Annotated in this window: 17 protein-coding genes; 16 read left to right on the forward strand and 1 reads right to left on the reverse strand. The window is 41.2% G+C overall.

What is annotated here, in order from left to right:
- The first annotated feature begins 139 nt into the window (after positions 1-139).
- The 15 genes from abc-f (at position 140) to BN1080_RS04880 (ending at position 16059) form a co-directional block, all read left to right on the forward strand.
- Entirely contained in the window at positions 140-1768 is a 1629-nt protein-coding gene (abc-f, locus tag BN1080_RS04810) for a ribosomal protection-like ABC-F family protein (protein ID WP_052650805.1), read from the forward strand.
- Positions 1769-2048: 280 nt separating this feature from the next.
- Positions 2049-3044, forward strand: coding sequence for a GNAT family N-acetyltransferase (locus BN1080_RS04815; protein ID WP_052650806.1), 996 nt, complete (start codon positions 2049-2051; stop codon positions 3042-3044).
- Between the two features lie 184 nt (positions 3045-3228).
- Positions 3229-4053, forward strand: a complete 825-nt coding sequence (locus BN1080_RS04820; RefSeq protein ID WP_052650807.1) for a sugar phosphate isomerase/epimerase family protein — start codon at positions 3229-3231, stop codon at positions 4051-4053.
- Position 4054: 1 nt separating this feature from the next.
- Positions 4055-4957, forward strand: a complete 903-nt coding sequence (locus BN1080_RS04825) for a sugar phosphate isomerase/epimerase family protein (protein ID WP_052650808.1) — start codon at positions 4055-4057, stop codon at positions 4955-4957.
- A gap of 87 nt (positions 4958-5044) precedes the next feature.
- A complete protein-coding gene (locus BN1080_RS04830; protein ID WP_052650809.1) occupies positions 5045-5809 on the forward strand; it encodes an IclR family transcriptional regulator in 765 nt (254 codons plus the stop codon).
- A gap of 153 nt (positions 5810-5962) precedes the next feature.
- The gene (locus BN1080_RS04835; RefSeq protein ID WP_052650810.1) at positions 5963-6610 is read left to right on the forward strand and encodes a bifunctional 4-hydroxy-2-oxoglutarate aldolase/2-dehydro-3-deoxy-phosphogluconate aldolase; all 648 of its coding nucleotides are present in this window, start codon (positions 5963-5965) and stop codon (positions 6608-6610) included.
- 15 nt (positions 6611-6625) lie between these two features.
- Positions 6626-7648 (forward strand): 2-dehydro-3-deoxygalactonokinase, encoded by a 1023-nt coding sequence (locus BN1080_RS04840; RefSeq protein WP_052650811.1) that lies wholly within the window; start codon positions 6626-6628, stop codon positions 7646-7648.
- A 21-nt stretch (positions 7649-7669) separates the two neighbouring features.
- On the forward strand, positions 7670-8650 hold the full coding sequence (locus BN1080_RS04845; protein ID WP_234398931.1) for a tripartite tricarboxylate transporter substrate binding protein: 981 nt from the start codon (positions 7670-7672) through the stop codon (positions 8648-8650).
- 91 nt (positions 8651-8741) lie between these two features.
- The gene (locus BN1080_RS04850; protein ID WP_052650813.1) at positions 8742-9185 is read left to right on the forward strand and encodes a tripartite tricarboxylate transporter TctB family protein; all 444 of its coding nucleotides are present in this window, start codon (positions 8742-8744) and stop codon (positions 9183-9185) included.
- A 6-nt stretch (positions 9186-9191) separates the two neighbouring features.
- A complete protein-coding gene (locus tag BN1080_RS04855; protein WP_052650814.1) occupies positions 9192-10691 on the forward strand; it encodes a tripartite tricarboxylate transporter permease in 1500 nt (499 codons plus the stop codon).
- A complete protein-coding gene (dgoD, locus tag BN1080_RS04860) occupies positions 10692-11840 on the forward strand; it encodes a galactonate dehydratase (RefSeq protein WP_052650815.1) in 1149 nt (382 codons plus the stop codon).
- 15 nt (positions 11841-11855) lie between these two features.
- Positions 11856-12842, forward strand: a complete 987-nt coding sequence (locus BN1080_RS04865; protein WP_052650816.1) for a 2-hydroxyacid dehydrogenase — start codon at positions 11856-11858, stop codon at positions 12840-12842.
- 24 nt (positions 12843-12866) lie between these two features.
- On the forward strand, positions 12867-13697 hold the full coding sequence (locus BN1080_RS04870; protein WP_052650817.1) for an aldo/keto reductase: 831 nt from the start codon (positions 12867-12869) through the stop codon (positions 13695-13697).
- A gap of 202 nt (positions 13698-13899) precedes the next feature.
- Positions 13900-15123, forward strand: a complete 1224-nt coding sequence (locus BN1080_RS04875) for a MalY/PatB family protein (protein ID WP_052650818.1) — start codon at positions 13900-13902, stop codon at positions 15121-15123.
- Between the two features lie 513 nt (positions 15124-15636).
- The gene (locus BN1080_RS04880) at positions 15637-16059 is read left to right on the forward strand and encodes a CRISPR-associated endonuclease Cas1 (protein ID WP_052650819.1); all 423 of its coding nucleotides are present in this window, start codon (positions 15637-15639) and stop codon (positions 16057-16059) included.
- A gap of 72 nt (positions 16060-16131) precedes the next feature.
- Here the strand turns inward: BN1080_RS04880 and BN1080_RS04885 are convergent, their stop codons facing one another.
- A complete protein-coding gene (locus BN1080_RS04885) occupies positions 16132-17094 on the reverse strand; it encodes a GNAT family N-acetyltransferase (protein ID WP_052650820.1) in 963 nt (320 codons plus the stop codon).
- Between the two features lie 253 nt (positions 17095-17347).
- Here BN1080_RS04885 and BN1080_RS04890 point away from each other — a divergent pair, with 253 nt between their 5' ends.
- Positions 17348-17692 (forward strand): hypothetical protein, encoded by a 345-nt coding sequence (locus BN1080_RS04890; RefSeq protein WP_052650821.1) that lies wholly within the window; start codon positions 17348-17350, stop codon positions 17690-17692.
- Positions 17693-17701: the final 9 nt, after the last annotated feature.

Raw genomic sequence — 17701 nt, forward strand, 5'->3', positions numbered from 1 at the left:
TAGTCTGCCCACTTATAAAACTGTCGAGCTATTCATTTATCGAAATGGCTTATTTAAGGTAGGCAAATATCGGCTAATCCTTCCAAGAAATTTTTGGGAGGATTTTTTAATTCTCCCTTATTCAGAAGGGAATGGTTAGATGAAAGAATTGATGGAATTGCAGCAAGTGAGTTATGAAATAGAAGATACAGTGATTTTTGAAGATGTAAATGCGAGTGCTCGCCAAGGGGAGGTTATTGGGATCATCGGCAAGAACGGCGCAGGAAAATCGACATTGCTTGAATTGATAGCTGGCAAATTGGCACCAAGCAAAGGGCGGATTCACCACATGGCGGATCGCCTGGAAATCGCATATGTCGAACAGGAAGCGGAATCGCATGAAGTGAATCAGATTGATTCAGCGGAAACGGTTCTACTAAAGAAATGGAAAGTACCGGCACACGATTATTCTTCTTTGAGCGGCGGCGAGAAATTGAAGGCCCGGCTTTCGGCGGGAATTGCCAAAGGGGCCCATTTGCTATTGCTAGATGAACCGACCAACCATCTTGACCAGCCAGGCATCGAATTATTGCTGGAGCAGCTCAAACACTACCCAGGAACGATCATTTTAGTTTCGCATAACCGGACATTCCTGGATGCGATTGCGACAAAAATTTGGTCGATTGAACACGAAAAACTGATTGAGCATATTGGGAATTACACGAGTTATGTAGAAGAAAGAAAGCAAAAGCGGTTATCGCAGCAGCGCGATTACGAAAAGCAGCAGAAAATGGTGGAGCGGATTGAAGGGCAGATGGCAGAGCTCACGTCCTGGTCCCAGAAAGCGCATGCGGAATCCACGAAGCAGGAAGGGGCAAAAGAATATTACCGGAAGAAAGCGAAGCGCATGGACAAACAAGTGAAGTCGAAGCAGAAACGCCTTGAAAAAGAATTGGAGAAGCATCAAGCAGCGCCGCCGGAAGCGGAATACGAAGTCGCGTTTTCCATGAAGGCCAATGAAAAAGTTGGCAAGCGCTTTTTGGAAGCAAAGAACTTATCGAAGGCATTTGGACATCGCACGCTATTCGAAGGCGCTAGCTTCACCGTTCAGCATGGTGAAAAGGTTTCCATCGAAGGGCCCAACGGCAGCGGCAAAACGACTTTACTGAAAATAATTATGGGAGAAGAGGAAACGGAAGGCGAGATTTGGCTTTCTCCTTCAGCAGATATCGGCTATCTGACTCAAGAAGTATTCGACTTGCCGCTAGAGAAGACACCGGAGGAATTGTTCTATAAAGAGACATTCGCAGCGCGAGGCAAAGTTCAAAACTTAATGAAGCATCTCGGGTTTACCGCAGCGCAGTGGACGGAGCCGATCGGATTGATGAGCATGGGTGAGCGCATCAAATGCAAATTGATGGTATATATATTGAAAGAAAAAGACGTATTGATTTTGGATGAACCGACCAACCATCTGGATTTGCAATCGCGTGAGCAATTGGAAGCGACGCTAGCGGAATACTCAGGAACGATGTTAGTGGTATCGCACGACAAAACCTTTATCGAAGAGACGACGTCTGCCAAACTGGTCATTCAAGAAGGCGCGATCCATAAACAATTGGAGCAAATGGCGCCGGAGCGGGGAGCTATCGACGAATTGCGGCTGAAACTAGAAACAGAACGCCAAGCGGTGCTGGGGAAATTGAGTTTCATGACGCCGAACGATAAGGAGTATGCCTTGTTGGATGGCAGATTCAATGAGCTGACGAGAGAAATTAAAAGTTTGTAACACTGGAATAAAATTTGATGGTCTGAAATCCTGTTAAGTCAGGATTTCAGGTTTTTTATATAGAGGAACGTTTTTAATTTTATTTCCATCAAATTTACATTTTATGCGAGAAATCACTAGACGCCTCGTAGATTAACAGCTAAAATAAATAATTATAATCTGAATTATTAGAATACTTTAATTCAGGTACAACCGTACTGCATTTAGTAATGAAATACACGGCAAAAATTTAAAAATGCTTTCCAAAGGACGCTCCAGTTTACGAAAAGAGGTTTTCCAGTTGAGTGATATCTATTTTGAAACAGCTTACGGCCAGTTATACGAGAAAATTGAAAATGGCAAATGTGAAGTCTTTCATTATATAGGAGAAGAAGGGGAAGTTCGGCATCTGTATATCAAAAAGGAAATTCCATTTCGGTTGGAGGGTGAAGTTTACTATGATTTGGTAACCCCCTACGGGTATGGCGGGCCGCTGATCATCCGAGTAAAAGAAGCGGGAAAAGCACGTCTTGTGGAGGCTTTTCAACGTGCCTTCCAGGAGCATTGCCTGGACCAGAACATCATTTGTGAGTTCGTCCGTTTCCATCCGATTTTAATGAATGCCGAGGATTTTTGCAATTGTTATGAGTTGACCCTGCAGCGCTATACGACCGGCACCAATTTACGGGATTTTGAAAACCCGATCCAAGCCGAGTTCTCGAAATCCAAACAGAAAAGCATTCAGAAGGCTTTAGCTGCCGGTGTAGAATACCGCATCACTCAAAACCCTTCGAGCTTGACAGGTTTTAAAGCGATTTATGAACGGACGATGGATCGGAAAGAAGCGGACGCCGTCTATTATTTTGACGAGGCGTATTTTGACCAGCTGCTCCGGGACTTGGGCGAACACATTTTGCTTGTTGAAGTTCTCTACGATGGCCAAGTGATTGGAATGAGTTTGAATTTTGTCTATGGCAAGCTGATTCATACGCATTTGTCCGGAATGGATTTTGACTACCGCCATCTTTCTCCTGCCTTTGTTATGCGGTATGCACTGGCATTATGGGCAAAAGAGCAGGGAACGGAACTGATCCACGAAGGCGGTGGAAAAGGCCAAGGTTTGGATGATCCTCTCTACTTGTTGAAAAAACAGTTCGGCAGGAATACGGATTTCCGCTATTATGTCAGCCGCAAAATTTGGAATCCGGAAATTTACCGCCGCTTATGCCGTATGCTGCACGTGGAAGAAACGGCCGAATCCTTTCCGGCCTATCGATTTGCCCCTACTACAAGTTAATCTGTCGTTCTTTGCCAGGCACTTTGTGTCTGGTTTTTTTATTTTTATGAAAGCATTAAGAGAAAAATAATAATTAAATGAAATTGACAACGCTTTCTTTTTTGCCTACAATTGATGAAAGATTCAATTAATGAAACATCGTTCCTTATAGCGGAACAATGCTGAAAATTTAGGAGGCGAAATAATGGCTATTAAATATGGTTGTCATGGATCAACTTGGGAATTGGACTACGATAAAGAATCGGATTATTTCCCTGAAATAGCAGATGTAGTTGAATATGCGGGATTTCAGGGAGTGGACATTCAAGTCTCTTTACTGGGGAGATTTAAAGAGAATCCAAGTGCATTAAAAAAAGAACTAGATCAGCGTGGCCTTCAATTGGCTGCTTTAACGATTCCGTTTAGTTGGTTGGAACCGCAAGAAACAGATGATGAAAAAGAATTGGCCGATTATTATATCGAATACATAAAACATTTTCCTAATGCCTTATTAAATGTGGCGCCAAGAACAGGGAACTTGAGGGAAAACTTAGTGGCGCGGCAGCAAAACATCATTCGTTGTGCAAATCAGTTAGCTAAGAGAGCGCATGAACAAGGAGTGCTTTGTTCGTTTCACCCAAATTCACCAGCAGGCTCTGTATTCCGTTTAAAGGAAGATTATGAAATTCTATTTGAAGGGCTGGATACTAATTATATTGGCTATACGCCTGATGCCGGACATATTGTATTCGGCGGGATGGATGCATTGGAAATTTTTAAAAAGTATTTGCCTTTCATCAAGCATGTCCATTTCAAAGATGCTGCTAAAGATTTTCAATGGAAAAAGATGGGGACTGGGGACATTGATTTTCCGGCCATTGTCCAACTGCTAACGGATTCGGAATATGACGGATGGATCATGGTTGAAGAAGAAACTGAAGAATCTACTGCAAACCCGAAACAGGCAGTAGTCGATATCAGCAAATACGTAAAGTCGAATCTAAAACCGATAAGCCGAGGAGAGAAATAATATGGAAAAGTCGATGAATTTTTTGCCAACCATTCTTATGCCAGAAATTTATCGCCCATTTACTGGAGATGAAAGTTTTTTCGTTTCAAAAATCGAGGAGATTGCAGAAGAAGGTTTCTATCGAGGAATTGAAATTGCAAGCATTCATGATAAAGAAAAAAGAAAGCAAATTCGTGAAGTCACTTCTGCTTCACAATTAATTGTTACGCAATGGATGACGGCTATTATTACGGAGCAAGGATTGAACTTATCTGCTGTTGATGAAAAAGAAAGACAGTATGCGGTGGAAGAAATCATAAAAAATATTGAATGGGCTAATGAAGCGGGAGCCTCGAATATCGCATTGGTAACTGGACCGGATCCAGGAGAGGAACTGCGAAAAAAGGCAGGAGAAAACTTGATAAAAAGCCTTTCATCAATTTGTGTAGAAGCGAAATCTTATGGCATAGAAGTGCTTGTAGAACCTTTGGACCGGCATGCCCATAAAAAAATGTTTCTTGGCCCTACAGAAGACACTTATAACATTTTATCAACTGTTAAAAAAAATCATCCCAATATTGGCTACGCATTTGATACGGCCCATGCCGCATTAAATGAAGAAGAAATTGAAACAGCAATTGAGTTGGCTGGTCCGCTTATTAACCAGTTGCATCTATCGAATGCTGTTTTAAATCCGGTAGATCCGCTTTATGGAGATCATCATATTCCTTTAGGGGCACCTGGTTTTTTAACTTATGAACGAGCTGTAAGCATTCTCGAAAAAGTAAAAATGCAGGGGCTTTTTGTTGCAAAGCCATTTCGGATTTCTATAGAAGTACGGACAAACGAGAATGAAAATGCCCATTCTACCGAGCTGCAAGCTAAACAATTTTTAAAGAGGTTACTTACCGAAACAAACGGATAGAGTTTATTGTATGAATTTAGGAGGCTATCCTATAGAATTTAGGAAGAATCTTTATTAGATGATTGTTATATTGCAGGAGGAAAATATATGAAAAAAGAGGCAATTACCGTTCAGTCTGTTGACCGGGCTTTACAAATTATTGAGATTTTGCAGCAAATTCCACAAGGGATCGGGGTAACTGAATTATCACATCGCCTGGACGTTTCTAAGAGTACAGCACACCGTTTGTTAATGTCTTTATACAACAAAGGGTTTGTCCAACAAGATCATCAGACGGAAAAGTATATGCTTGGTTTGAAGTTTATTGAGGTCGGGCAAGTGGTCACGGATAATTTGGATATTCGAAAACTTGCTTCTCCGTATTTGCATCAATTGACTGAAATCACAGGAGAAACTGCCCATTTGGCAATTATGGACAAATACGAAATCGTTTATATTGATAAGTTGGAAAGCAACGCGACAATACGCATGTTTTCAAATATTGGCAAGCGAGCCCCGATTCATTGTACGGGGATCGGCAAATCCATTTTTGCTTTTCTGCCTGATGAGAAAATCGAAGAAGTTATCAATGAAGCCGGCCTTCGCCAATTTACGGAAAAGACTTTAACGACCAAAGAAAAAATGTTAGAAAATATTCAACTGATTCGCAAAAGAGGCTACTCGATTGATGACGAAGAACATGAGGCGGGCATTAAATGCGCTGCAGCACCGATATTTAACCATCATGGAGAAGTGATTGCCGGAATTAGTGTGGCTGGTCCGATCATGAGGGTAACAGAAGAAAAATTAGAGATGATGGCTAGAGAAGTACTGCGCGTTTCTAATGAACTTTCAAAATTATTAGGGGCATAAAGAAAATTCAAAATATTCATTGACAGCGCTTTCTTTATTAAATATACTGAAAAAGAATCTACTAAACAAAACGGCGTTCCTTAGTAAGGAACGCCAAAAATAAAAATTATTTGTGAAACGAAGTTCCTTATTAAGGAACAAAGGGGGCAGGAAATGATAAATGTGATCAGCCAAGTCAACAAGCATAAAATTGTAGCCATTATCCGGACAGATTCAATTAATGAATTGGAACAAACAGTCCAAAGTTTGTATCGAGGAGGCATACGGATTGTTGAAATAACATTGAACACACCCGGAGCGCTAGAAGGAATCACTTCACTTCAAGGAAAGTATCCTGACTTGGCCATTGGAGCCGGAACAGTTTTGGATCCTGAAAGTGCCCGTCAGGCCATATTGGCCGGAGCCACTTTTTTACTAGCTCCAACTTTGAAAGAAAGTTCAATTGCAATGGCCAATCGATATAACACTTTTATCGTGCCAGGAGTTTTAACACCAACAGAAGCATTAACAGCCTATGAATATGGTGCTCGCATGATTAAAATCTTTCCTGCTAGATCAGTTGGATCTAAATATATCACCGATCTCAAAGGGCCTTTATCACATCTTGATATTATGGCTGTTGGTGGAATTTCTCTTGAAAATGCAGAAGAGTTTTTGGAAGCTGGCAGTTCCGCTTTAGGTATCGGCAGCGCTCTCGTTGATAATAAGTTAGTTAAACAAGGAGATTTTGATGAAATTGAGAAACGTGCTAAAGAATTTGTCGAGTTAGCCAATCGATTTGAATTGTCTAAGAAATTATAAAAAGTGGTGGATTTGATGAAAACGATATTAATAGATTCAGGGACAACGAATTCACGGCTTCGTCTCGTAGATAGAGGCAGCAGTGAAATCTTAGATCAACTAAAAATAAATATCGGCGTAAGAAACACGGCAATAGATGGCCATAATGAACAGTTAAAGAGTGGCTTGAAAGATGCTATTGAAAAAATTCTGGAAAGAAATTCGCTGGCGTCGAAAGATATTCGGTACATGGTTGCTTCGGGAATGATTACTTCTGATTTAGGCGTCCATGAGGTTCCTCACATTACCAGTCCGGCCAGCTTCGATGATTTTGCCCGAAAATCCGTAGTTATCAAACTTGAGGAATTCCTTTCGATTCCTTGTATTTTCGTACCGGGAATGAAGAATAATACTGAGGATATTTCAGACTCTCTGGTATTTATCAATGACTATGATGTGATGAGGGGAGAAGAAGTTGAAACAATCGGCTTATTAAAACAGATTGAGGTCCAAGGGAATGGGATTATGGTTTTGCCGGGTTCCCACACAAAATACGTCGCAGTCGATAACCAAAAAAATCTGCAGTCGTGCCTTTCGACTCTAGGAGGAGAAATTCTTCACGCTATCCAGAAAGAGACAATTTTATCAAAATCTCTTACAACTAGCCTTGTGGAGGAAATTGATATAGAAATGTTAGAAAAAGGATACGAAGCATCAAAAAAATATGGATTTACAAGAAGTTTCTATCATATTCGGCTATTACAGATGTTTTCAACTTTAAATGAGAATCAGCGTGCTAATTATTTTGTCGGAGCTGTCATTCACGACGATATTAAAGCCCTGATGCAGACAACTGAACACAATGAAGTGGATTGGGTTATCGTCGGGGGGTCAGATCCTTTGCGAAAAGCGTTTGTGCATTTATTAAAGTATTTAGGAAATGGTTGGCGCATTATCGAAGCAAATGATCAGCAGGTGGCTGCTTCTATGGTCTTCGGAGCACAAGAAGTCGCATCAGTTTATCTGACAGGCAATGAACTGAATGTAAGCGATTACTAAAACAAAACAGGGGGTTCTATGATGAAGAAATTTTTGAGTGCAGTGACATTATCCGTGTTGGCATTAACTATTGGGGGATGCGGAGCAAGTTCGGGAGCGAGTTCAGACGACGCTTCTAATTTCCCAGAGAAATCTATTGAAATTATTGTTCCAGCAGCTGCTGGAGGCGGGACGGATGCTACTGCTCGTGCGCTGGCAAATGAAGCGGAAGACGTGTTTGGACAATCCATCGGTGTATTAAATAAGACAGGCGGAAGCGGTTCAGTCGGCATGTCTGAAGGTGCCAATGCAAAAGCTGATGGCTATAAAGTGACGATGGTTTTCGTTGAGTTGACGATGTTTAAACACCTAGGTTTATCGCCGCTGACTTATGACCAGTTTAAGCCGATTGGAATGATTAACTTCGATCCAGCAGCTTTAACTGTAGCAGCAGATGCTCCATACGATACGCTTGAAGAATTTATCGCTTATGCGAAAGATCATCCGGGCGAAGTGAGTGTCGGCAACTCAGGAACAGGATCGATTTGGCATATTGCTGCAGCGAGCCTTGAAAAAGCGGCAGGAATTAAAGTCAACCACGTGCCTCACGAAGGTGCAGCTCCAGCAGTAACGGCTCTAGTAGGCGGCCATATTGATGCAGTTACTGTCAGCCCGGCAGAAGTTAAAACACAGCTTGAAGCTGGAAATGTGAAAACTCTTGCGGTAATGGCAGACACAAGATCCGATATTATCCCGGATGTTCCGACATTCGCTGAAGCGGGAGTTGAAATCAATCCAACAGGTACCTGGAGAGGATTGACTGTTCCAAAAGATACGCCGGATGATGTGGTAGCGAAGCTTGAAGAAGGTTTCATGAAAGCTGCAGAAGATGAAGATTTTGCAGAATTCATGAAAACGAACGGCTTAGGAATTGAATTGAAAAGTTCTGAAGAATTTGAAGCTTACATGAAGCAGAATGAACAGGATTTCGGTGAAATCATCGGTGAATTAGGGCTTAACTAAAATCCGCTGAAAAATTTAAAGAACTTACCCAGACGATTGTCATGAAAGGGGCTTGACATTTGTCAAGCCCCTTCTTTAAGGAGTGAAATGCGTGAAGAAACCCAATTACATTAGTGGACTGATCATCATCATTATTGCTGGCTTTTTCTATTCGTTAACTTTCAATTTTCCAAAATTGGAAAACCAATTAATCGGCGCAGAATTTATGCCGCGTGTATATTCCGTTATGTTGATTATTTTAGGTTCCATTCTTCTGATTCAGACATTTCGTAACAAGGAAGAATCGGATGAACAAGAGAATACAATGAAATATTCAATCGGAGCCATGTTGTTTGTTATTTTGTATGTTGTTGTCATTCCATATATCGGATTTTATATCTCGACTTTTTTGCTGGTGTTAGGATTATTGCTGTTCTCTAAAGTTAAGAACAAAATCCTGCTTATTACGATACCGGTTGGAACCAGTCTCTTCATTTTCGTTTTCTTCCAGATTCTGCTGAAAGTATCGATACCGATGGGTACGTTATTTTCTTAATTAGGGGTGAATAGTTTGGACTTATTATTAGAAGGTTTAACAGGTGTATTTCAATTAAATGTACTGCTCATCCTTTTAATGGGCATTATTGCTGGTATCACAATTGGATCACTTCCAGGGCTGACAGCTACGATGGGAGTGGCGCTGATTTTGCCAGTCACTTTTGGAATGGAGCCGGTTACCGGAATTCTCTTATTGATTGGAGTCTATTTCGGAGCCGTATACGGCGGGTCCATCACAGCCATTCTGATCAACACGCCAGGAACTCCATCTTCTGCTGCTACTGCAATAGATGGCTATGCGATGTCAAAAAAAGGTTTAGCGCATAAAGCATTAACCGTATCAACAGTTTCTTCGGCTATTGGCGGTATATTAAGTGTCATTGTTTTAATTTTTATCGCACCGCAGCTGGCTACGTTCGCTTTGAAATTCAGTGCTCCGGAAACATTTGCATTGGCAGTCTTCGGAATTTCCATTATTTCAAGCATTGCTGGTAAGTCTATGGTCAAAGGCCTGATTGCAGGTTTTATCGGATTATTAATTGCCACTATCGGTATCGATCCAATTGGTGGCTTCCCACGTTTTACTTTTGACAATGTCAATCTCTCAAGCGGTATTAATTTGATACCAGTAATGATTGGGCTGTTCGCTGCTTCGGAAGCTTTCAGGGCGATGGGGAGTATTTTCTCGACACGAAAACTTACAATTGTAGTTGAGAAAGTAAAGTTGAAATGGATTGAATTTAAAATTTTAATTGGTACAATCCTTCGTTCAGGGGCTATCGGAACATTTATCGGAATGATTCCAGGAGCGGGCGGAGACATTGCCGCTTTTGTTGCCTATAACGAAGCAAAACGTTTTTCGAAAAATAAAGACGGCTTCGGCAAAGGGGAAATGAAAGGTGTGGCAGCTCCAGAAGCAGCAAATAATGGTGTAACTGGCGGCGCAATGATTCCTTTGCTGACTTTGGGCATTCCAGGTGATGCCGTTACCGCAGTTCTATTAGGTGCTTTAATGGTACAAGGAATTCAGCCGGGTCCGATGTTGTTCGAAAATAACGGTCCGATCGTCTATACATTATTTGTCGGGATGTTGGTTGCAAATTTAATGATTCTGATTGTCGGGTTATTTGGAATCCGGCTTTTCACAAAAATATTACTGGTGCCAACGACTGTATTAACGCCGATTATTTTAGTGCTTTGTGTAGTTGGAGCGTATTCTCTTGGAAATAATTATTTTGATGTTCTCGTCATGTTGATTTCAGGAATTGCAGGATACTTCTTAATGCGCTTCGGCTTCCCTGCCTCTCCAATAATTTTAGGGATTATACTGGGGCCATTAATGGAGAGTAATTTCAGAAGGGCTTTAGTAATGTCTCAAGGAAGCTTTGACATCTTCATCACTAGACCTATTACAGTGGTCTTGCTCATCTTGGCGGTTATAACATTATTTTCTCCGCTATTGACTAGAAAAGTGAAAAAACCGACGACGGAAGGAGAATCTTAAATGAAAATCATCAGCTATGAATTGTTTCAAGTTCCACCGAGGTGGCTGTTTTTAAAAATTGAAACAGATGAAGGAATTATCGGATGGGGAGAGCCGGTAATTGAAGGTCGAGCATCTACGGTCAAAGCTTGCGTCCATGAATTGATGGAGTACTTGATTGGAAAAGATCCTTTACGAATTGAAGATCATTGGAATATGTTATACCGTTCAGGTTTTTACCGGGGAGGTCCAATTCTGATGAGTGCAATTGCCGGTATTGATCAAGCGTTGTGGGACATTAAAGGGAAGTATTTTGATGCCCCTGTCTACCAATTGCTCGGTGGGGCTTGCCGCGATTCGATTAAAGTGTATTCATGGATTGGCGGCGATCGTCCAGCTGATGTTGGGTTAGCTGCACAAAAAGTGGTGGATGCTGGATTTACAGCGATTAAAATGAACGGCACCGAAGAGCTCCAATACATTGATTCTTATGAGAAAATCGATCAAACACTTGCGAGAGTTGCGGCGGTCAGAGAATCAGTTGGCCCTTATGTTGGCATCGGCATCGATTTTCATGGACGTGTACATAAACCGATGGCAAAAATCTTAGCCAAAGAACTTGAGCAATTCCGGCCGATGTTCATCGAAGAACCGGTACTAGCAGAAAATAATGAAGCGTTGAGAGAAATTGCGAAACATACGACAATTCCGATTGCGACAGGAGAACGAATGTTCTCGCGCTGGGATTTTAAGCAGATTCTTACAGAAGGCTATGTGGATATTATCCAACCGGATTTATCTCATGCAGGCGGCATTACTGAATGCAAAAAAATCGCTACGATGGCAGAAGCATTTGATGTAGCGCTTGCCCCGCACTGTCCACTTGGGCCAATTGCATTGGCCGCATGTTTACAAGTAGACGCGACCGCACACAACGCTTTTATTCAAGAACAAAGTCTAGGCATCCATTACAATCAAGGGAATGATCTCTTGGATTATATTAAAGACCCTTCTGTATTTGAATATACAGAGGGTTATGTGAAAATTCCACAAGGCGCAGGTCTTGGAATCGAGATAAATGAAGATTACGTGAGACAGCAAAGTGAAATCGGCCATAACTGGAAAAATCCAGTTTGGCGTCATCAAGATGGCAGCATTGCCGAGTGGTAAATGGGAGGGGAAAAGATGAAGCCTAAAGTATATATTGCTAAACCGATTCCGCTTGAAGTAGAAGAATATATTGCCCAGTACTGCGAGTATAAAATTTGGGATAAAAAAGAAGCGATTCCCCAAGACGTTCTATATGGAGAGATTGCTGATGTCGACGGATTAATGATTTCGAAATGGAAAGTCTCAGAAGAATTCTTGGATCATGCACCAAAATTGAAGATTTTCAGCAATGTCGCAGCCGGTTATGAAAACTTCGATTATGAACTGATGAAAAAACGAAATGTGCTAGGCACCAATACTCCTCATGTTCTGGATGACAGTGTTGCCGATTTGGCATTGGGACTAATCTTGATGACGGCTAGAAAGTTAGGGCGGTTGAATCAATACGTAAAAGACGGAAGCTGGTCCCGTTTAGACGACGAAGATTTCTTAGGGCAAGATGTTCACCATGCCACTTTAGGGATTATTGGGATGGGCAATATTGGTGAAAAGATCGCTAAACGGGCTGCCTTAGGATTTGATATGCAGGTACTTTACAATAATCGCTCTAGGCGTCCGGAAGCAGAAGAAAAGTATGGAGCAGTCTATACAGAGTTAGACGTCCTACTTCAAAAAGCGGATTTTGTTTTAGTCATGCTTCCTCTTAGTCCAGAAACAGAAGGGCTAATTGGCAAAAGAGAATTTGATTTGATGAAGCCAACATCTTTCTTTTTCAATTGCTCCCGCGGAAAAATTGTGAAAGAAGCAGAATTGATCGAAGCGTTGCAGACCGGTTCAATCAAAGGTGCTGGCCTTGATGTATATGAAACAGAGCCTGTAGATAAAGGCAATCCTTTGTTAAAAATGGATAATGTGGTGACTATGCCGCACATGGGTTCCGCTACAGAAGCGACACGATTCAAAATGGCTATGACGGCAGCGCATAATTTAGTAGCAGGAGTTACAGGGCAAAATCCGCCAAATCTAGTCAAAGAATTAAAAGACATGGCAAAACAAAAATAAACTGATAAAATTGGAGGCTAGGAAATGTATAAAAGTTTACAAGATACAGTAACACTTAATAACGGAGTTAAGATGCCGATTATGGGGCTTGGAGTTTTTAAGGTGGAAGACGGAAATGTTGTAACAGAGGCAGTTAAAGCGGCTATTCAAAATGGCTATCGAAGCATCGATACAGCATCGTTTTATGATAACGAAGCAGGAGTAGGAAAAGGAATTAAAGAATCTGGCGTTCCTCGAGAAGATTTATTCATTACGACAAAAGTTTGGAACAGCGACCATGGTTATGAAAACACCTTAAAAGCTTTTGATATCAGCTTAGAGAAACTCGGATTAGAATACTTAGATCTTTACTTGATTCATTGGCCTGTTAGAGGCAAGTATGTGGAAACGTGGAAAGCTCTAGAAAAGCTTTATCAAGAGGGGAAAGTCAAAGCGATTGGCGTCAGCAACTTTAATATTCATCATTTAGAAGATATTCTGAGAGAAGGCGAAGTTAAGCCAGTGATCAACCAAGTTGAATACCATCCACATCTGACGCAAGTGGAGCTACGAGAATTCTGTGAACTTGAAGGCATTCAGTTAGAAGCGTGGTCTCCATTGAAAAAAGGCGAATTGCTAGGGGACCCGGTTATTCAACGGCTTGCTGAAAAGCATCAAAAAACCCCCGCGCAAATTATTTTACGCTGGGACATCCAAAATAATGTCTTAACCATTCCCAAATCAATTAAAGAACATCGAATCATTGAAAATGCAGATATCTTCGATTTTTCATTGGAAGAAGAAGATATGCAAGAAATCAACGGCTTAAATATCAACAGCCGTAGCGGTGCAGATCCTGAAACGTTTAATTTCTAAGCTATACCCAAATGCTGTATCCTTCTTAAAGACGGATACAGCATTTTCTTTTGTTAATTTTCAAACAAATAATATGAGGCGGACTTATCTCAGCAGGATTTCACCTTATGCTTCAAGAATAGCTTAAGTGGAAATGTGTATGATTAGACGAGTTGCGCGTCCATATGCCAAACTAGATGTAGAACAGAAAGGAAGTAGTGGAATGAAATATAATTTCGATGAGTTTGTAAATAGAAGAGGCACTTATTCGATGAAATGGGACGGCGGCGACATGATCAAAGAGTTTGGTTTGACCGAGCGCTATGATGAAGACACCATTCCGTTATTTACGGCGGATATGGATTTGCCGGTGCCGCAGCCGCTTGTCGATGCGCTCCACAAAACAGTGGATCACCGCATTTTTGGCTACTCTGTTTTTCCAGAAGAATATTATACAGCAATCCAGCGCTGGTTCGAAACGCGCCATGGCTGGAAGATTGCCAAAGAGGAAATCGTCTACAGCCCTGGGACTGTTCATGCCTTGAACGTAGCGGTGAAGGCTTTGACAAGTGAAGGCGATGGCATCATCATCCAGCGTCCGGTTTACCCGCCGTTCACTTCCGCGATTGAAGGGAACGGACGGAAAGTTGTCAACAATGCGATGGTCAAAGGAGAAGATGGCCAGTACGGGATCGACTTTGAGGATTTCGAAGAAAAAGCAAAAGACGAAAAAACGACCATGTTCGTCCTTTGCCACCCGCATAACCCGACCGGCCGCGTCTTTACGAAGGAAGAACTGGCGCGCATGGCGGAAATTTGCCATCGCCATGATGTGGTGATTGTGGCGGATGAAATCCATGGCGACTTGATCCGCAAAGACCAAGTATTCGTCCCGATGGCGAAAGCTACGGAATTTACGGATAAGCTCATTACGTTCACAGCCATCAACAAAACTTTTAACGTCGCTGGCTTGCACTGTACAAACGTCATCATTTCGAATGAAGATCTGCGTGCGACGTTTGCAACGGAAATGGGCATGCAATTGCCGTCGCCGTTTGCAGTGTCTGCGTTGATCTCCGTTTACAACGACGGCGAAGATTGGCTTGAGCAGCTAAAAGACTATATCGATGGCACGATGCAGATGGTCAAAGACTATATGGCTCAGCACATGCCGGAAGTGAAAGTGGTCATTCCGGAAGGCACGTATGTCATGTGGCTCGATTTTAGCGGCTATAACATCAGCGCAAAGGAAATCCATGACCGGATTTTCAATAAAGCCAACGTCCTGCTTGAAGACGGCAATATGTTCGGAGAGGAAGGGGAGATGTACCAGCGAATCTGCATTCCATCCCCGCGCCCGTTGATCCAGGAAGCCTTGGAGCGGATCTCCCGTGAGTTTGAAGATCTTTCAAAAAAACAGCCCGTTGAAGAACAGGCAGCGAAATAAGAATAATGGTGTGAAAACCATCTCCCAAATGTATTTGGGGGATGGTTTTTTAGTGGCATCAAAAATTCCAAAGCTAAGAAAAACACTTTAACTCATAAATCTCGAATTGCGAGTAAACCCATATACCTTCTTATGGATTTTACCTTTCATAGATTCAGAAAGAAATTGAAAATAATAGTCCATATGAATCATAAGGTTCTCGAACCTTGATTAAAGATCCGTTTTAAGATGACAATAATTTGTCTTATCATATAATAAAAGATTATCGCAAAGAAATAGTAAGAATTTTTTAGAAATAATAATGATGAGTATTTAAGTCTATTCTATAAAATAAATCAAAGGTATATAATGCCTAATATAAAGAAAAGATAAAAAGTCTAAAGGGTTATTTTATTGTATATTACTTCAAGTCGATTTTTGCCAATGATTTAGGAGACTTCAACAGCCGAAGCCTGTATTGATAAATTGCGATGCTTTTCTAAAAGAAAATATTTTTACACAGGAGAGGAATTCATGTTTATATTCAAAAGAGAACCGGTAGTAGAAGAATTCGATACAAGTAAATTCAAGAAAATTGTAGGGGAAACCGTAGAGGAAATGTTGAAAACACGGGAGGAGACAGTGTACTTTCTGGAAGACTACGACCTCGTCCTGATTTTTTCCTGGGAGTATGACCATATGGAAGGATCCATTTACAAATGGTCGGAATTCCAGACGTCTCTGGAAGAAGGGTCGTCGATTTACAACGAATCTTTATACACAGAAAAAAAATACATATACCGAAAAGACGATAACCTCGTCACTTACATAGATGATGAAAAAATAAAAGATTTCTCGATGGAAAATTTAAATGTATTTTATTGCATGTGCGAATTGATTCGCTTATATGATATTCAAGTGGATCAGCGAGGGCGCTACCGATGTGTTTGGACATAAAATGAATACGTATACATAAAAGAAGAAAAGACGATTCCAAATGGCTCATGTTGCCTTTTGGAATCGTCTTTATTAGTTAGTCTGGGTGAGTTGAGCGAATTTGTTCAATTCCCGGTGAATTTCTTCATTCCAAATTTTATATCCGATGTAGTAGGAGAATTCGGTATTTTTTCCAAACTGCTTTTTGAAAAGAAACAGCGAATCTTCTGGGTCGCTTGTTCTTCCGCCGCCGTCGTGGATCAAAGTGAAATTGTTTTCTTTCCCCCATATTGTTAATGCGTATTGCAGAATCGAAGCAGGAGAAAGATGATGGTATTCCTCGAATGTTCCCGACAAGTGCGTGCTGATAAGTTTGCCGTAGAGAAAATTGATCCCCATCCCAATTGTTTTTCCTTCATAAATTACTTCGGTCAAGAGAATATGTTCACGCAAATTAGCTAGACATTTGTCGAAATAAGCTTTATCAAAATAATAAATATCTTCGGCTTGATTGCGTTTCATGGTTTCGTAGTAAAGTTCCATAAAATTTCCGAGGCTGTCTGGCTGAAGAGTCAATTTAAAACTGACACCGCTTTTTAAAGCTTTTTTGATATTCCTTCGGCACGATTTCGAAAATTCGCTTTGGACCGGGTCTTCCGATAACTCCAGGTTGGTGCCGGTCGTTTTCCGCTTAAAAGAAACATCGTAGCAGCCTCTGAAATCTTCGGCGTTTGAAAAAACAGGGTGGAAGCGCACAATTTCGCGCACAATTCGCTGCTCTACGCAGTATTTTTGAAAAGCGGCTTGGAATTCTTTAACGAGCACCGGCTTGTCGCGCTCGAGGCAATCCGAAATCATCGGTCCGCCATAGCCGTAAGGCGTTTTAAGTTCGTAATAGGTGTGCCCTTCTAGTTTTGTTTCCAATTCGCACCGAATGAATAGATGCCTAATTGAACCTAATGGGTGCTTAAATTCGAATACTTCGCAAGATCCTTTTTCAATGGCTTCGTATAAACGGGCGTAAGGCTTTTCAAAATAAATATCTTTTAAAGTCATGTATTCGCTCCTTTACAATTGAAAAAGCATATTAACTATTAGTATATACAAAATCACGGAATAATAATACTGAAAATTCAGATAAGGAACATTTTTTATGGAACAGAAAGAAATACACTGAATAAAGTAGTTCTAATTTTCAAACAATATGATATCATAGAACTAGGAAATATTTTTTTAGTTTCTTTAGCCTCAGCCTCATCTTACAAAAAGAGCTTGTCACTGGAGTAAAACCGACAAAGGGGGAGTATTGATGAACAAAGATGCATTCTTGCCAATGATTGAAAAGAAATACGCGAAAAACTTATCCGTAAGCGAAGTGCAGAACCCGGAAGATACATATTCGCGTTCGGCGCAGCGGGAACGCAGAAAATTCGAATCGATGAAATTGTTTTTGTCGCTTGCCATTGTTTTCGGAGTCGCGCCATTCAGTTTCGTGATCTTCGGCATTCTTCATGCACATCTTGGCCTGAATTTATTTCTTGCAGCCGTGTTCATGATGGCCGTTCCGATTGTTTTCAGCCATCTCCTCTCAGGCGTGATCCAGAAAGAATACGACAGGAAAATGGAAGAGGTCAATAAAGAAAAGCTTCTTTAAATGCCAGCC

This window comes from Planococcus massiliensis (assembly GCF_000821325.1).
Taxonomy (GTDB): Bacteria; Bacillota; Bacilli; order Bacillales_A; family Planococcaceae; genus Planococcus; species Planococcus ruber.

Excerpts from the sequence above, each read along its gene's own strand:
- abc-f (WP_052650805.1), top strand. The coding sequence starts at position 140 with ATGAAAGAATTGATGGAATTGCAGCAAGTGAGTTATGAAATAGAAGAT.
- BN1080_RS04820 (WP_052650807.1), top strand. The coding sequence starts at position 3,229 with ATGGCTATTAAATATGGTTGTCATGGATCAACTTGGGAATTGGACTAC.
- BN1080_RS04825 (WP_052650808.1), top strand. The coding sequence starts at position 4,055 with ATGGAAAAGTCGATGAATTTTTTGCCAACCATTCTTATGCCAGAAATT.
- BN1080_RS04830 (WP_052650809.1), top strand. The coding sequence starts at position 5,045 with ATGAAAAAAGAGGCAATTACCGTTCAGTCTGTTGACCGGGCTTTACAA.
- BN1080_RS04835 (WP_052650810.1), top strand. The coding sequence starts at position 5,963 with ATGATAAATGTGATCAGCCAAGTCAACAAGCATAAAATTGTAGCCATT.
- BN1080_RS04840 (WP_052650811.1), top strand. The coding sequence starts at position 6,626 with ATGAAAACGATATTAATAGATTCAGGGACAACGAATTCACGGCTTCGT.
- BN1080_RS04845 (WP_234398931.1), top strand. The coding sequence starts at position 7,670 with ATGAAGAAATTTTTGAGTGCAGTGACATTATCCGTGTTGGCATTAACT.
- dgoD (WP_052650815.1), top strand. The coding sequence starts at position 10,692 with ATGAAAATCATCAGCTATGAATTGTTTCAAGTTCCACCGAGGTGGCTG.
- BN1080_RS04865 (WP_052650816.1), top strand. The coding sequence starts at position 11,856 with ATGAAGCCTAAAGTATATATTGCTAAACCGATTCCGCTTGAAGTAGAA.
- BN1080_RS04870 (WP_052650817.1), top strand. The coding sequence starts at position 12,867 with ATGTATAAAAGTTTACAAGATACAGTAACACTTAATAACGGAGTTAAG.
- BN1080_RS04875 (WP_052650818.1), top strand. The coding sequence starts at position 13,900 with ATGAAATATAATTTCGATGAGTTTGTAAATAGAAGAGGCACTTATTCG.
- BN1080_RS04880 (WP_052650819.1), top strand. The coding sequence starts at position 15,637 with ATGTTTATATTCAAAAGAGAACCGGTAGTAGAAGAATTCGATACAAGT.
- BN1080_RS04885 (WP_052650820.1), bottom strand. The coding sequence starts at position 17,094 with ATGACTTTAAAAGATATTTATTTTGAAAAGCCTTACGCCCGTTTATAC.
- BN1080_RS04890 (WP_052650821.1), top strand. The coding sequence starts at position 17,348 with ATGAACAAAGATGCATTCTTGCCAATGATTGAAAAGAAATACGCGAAA.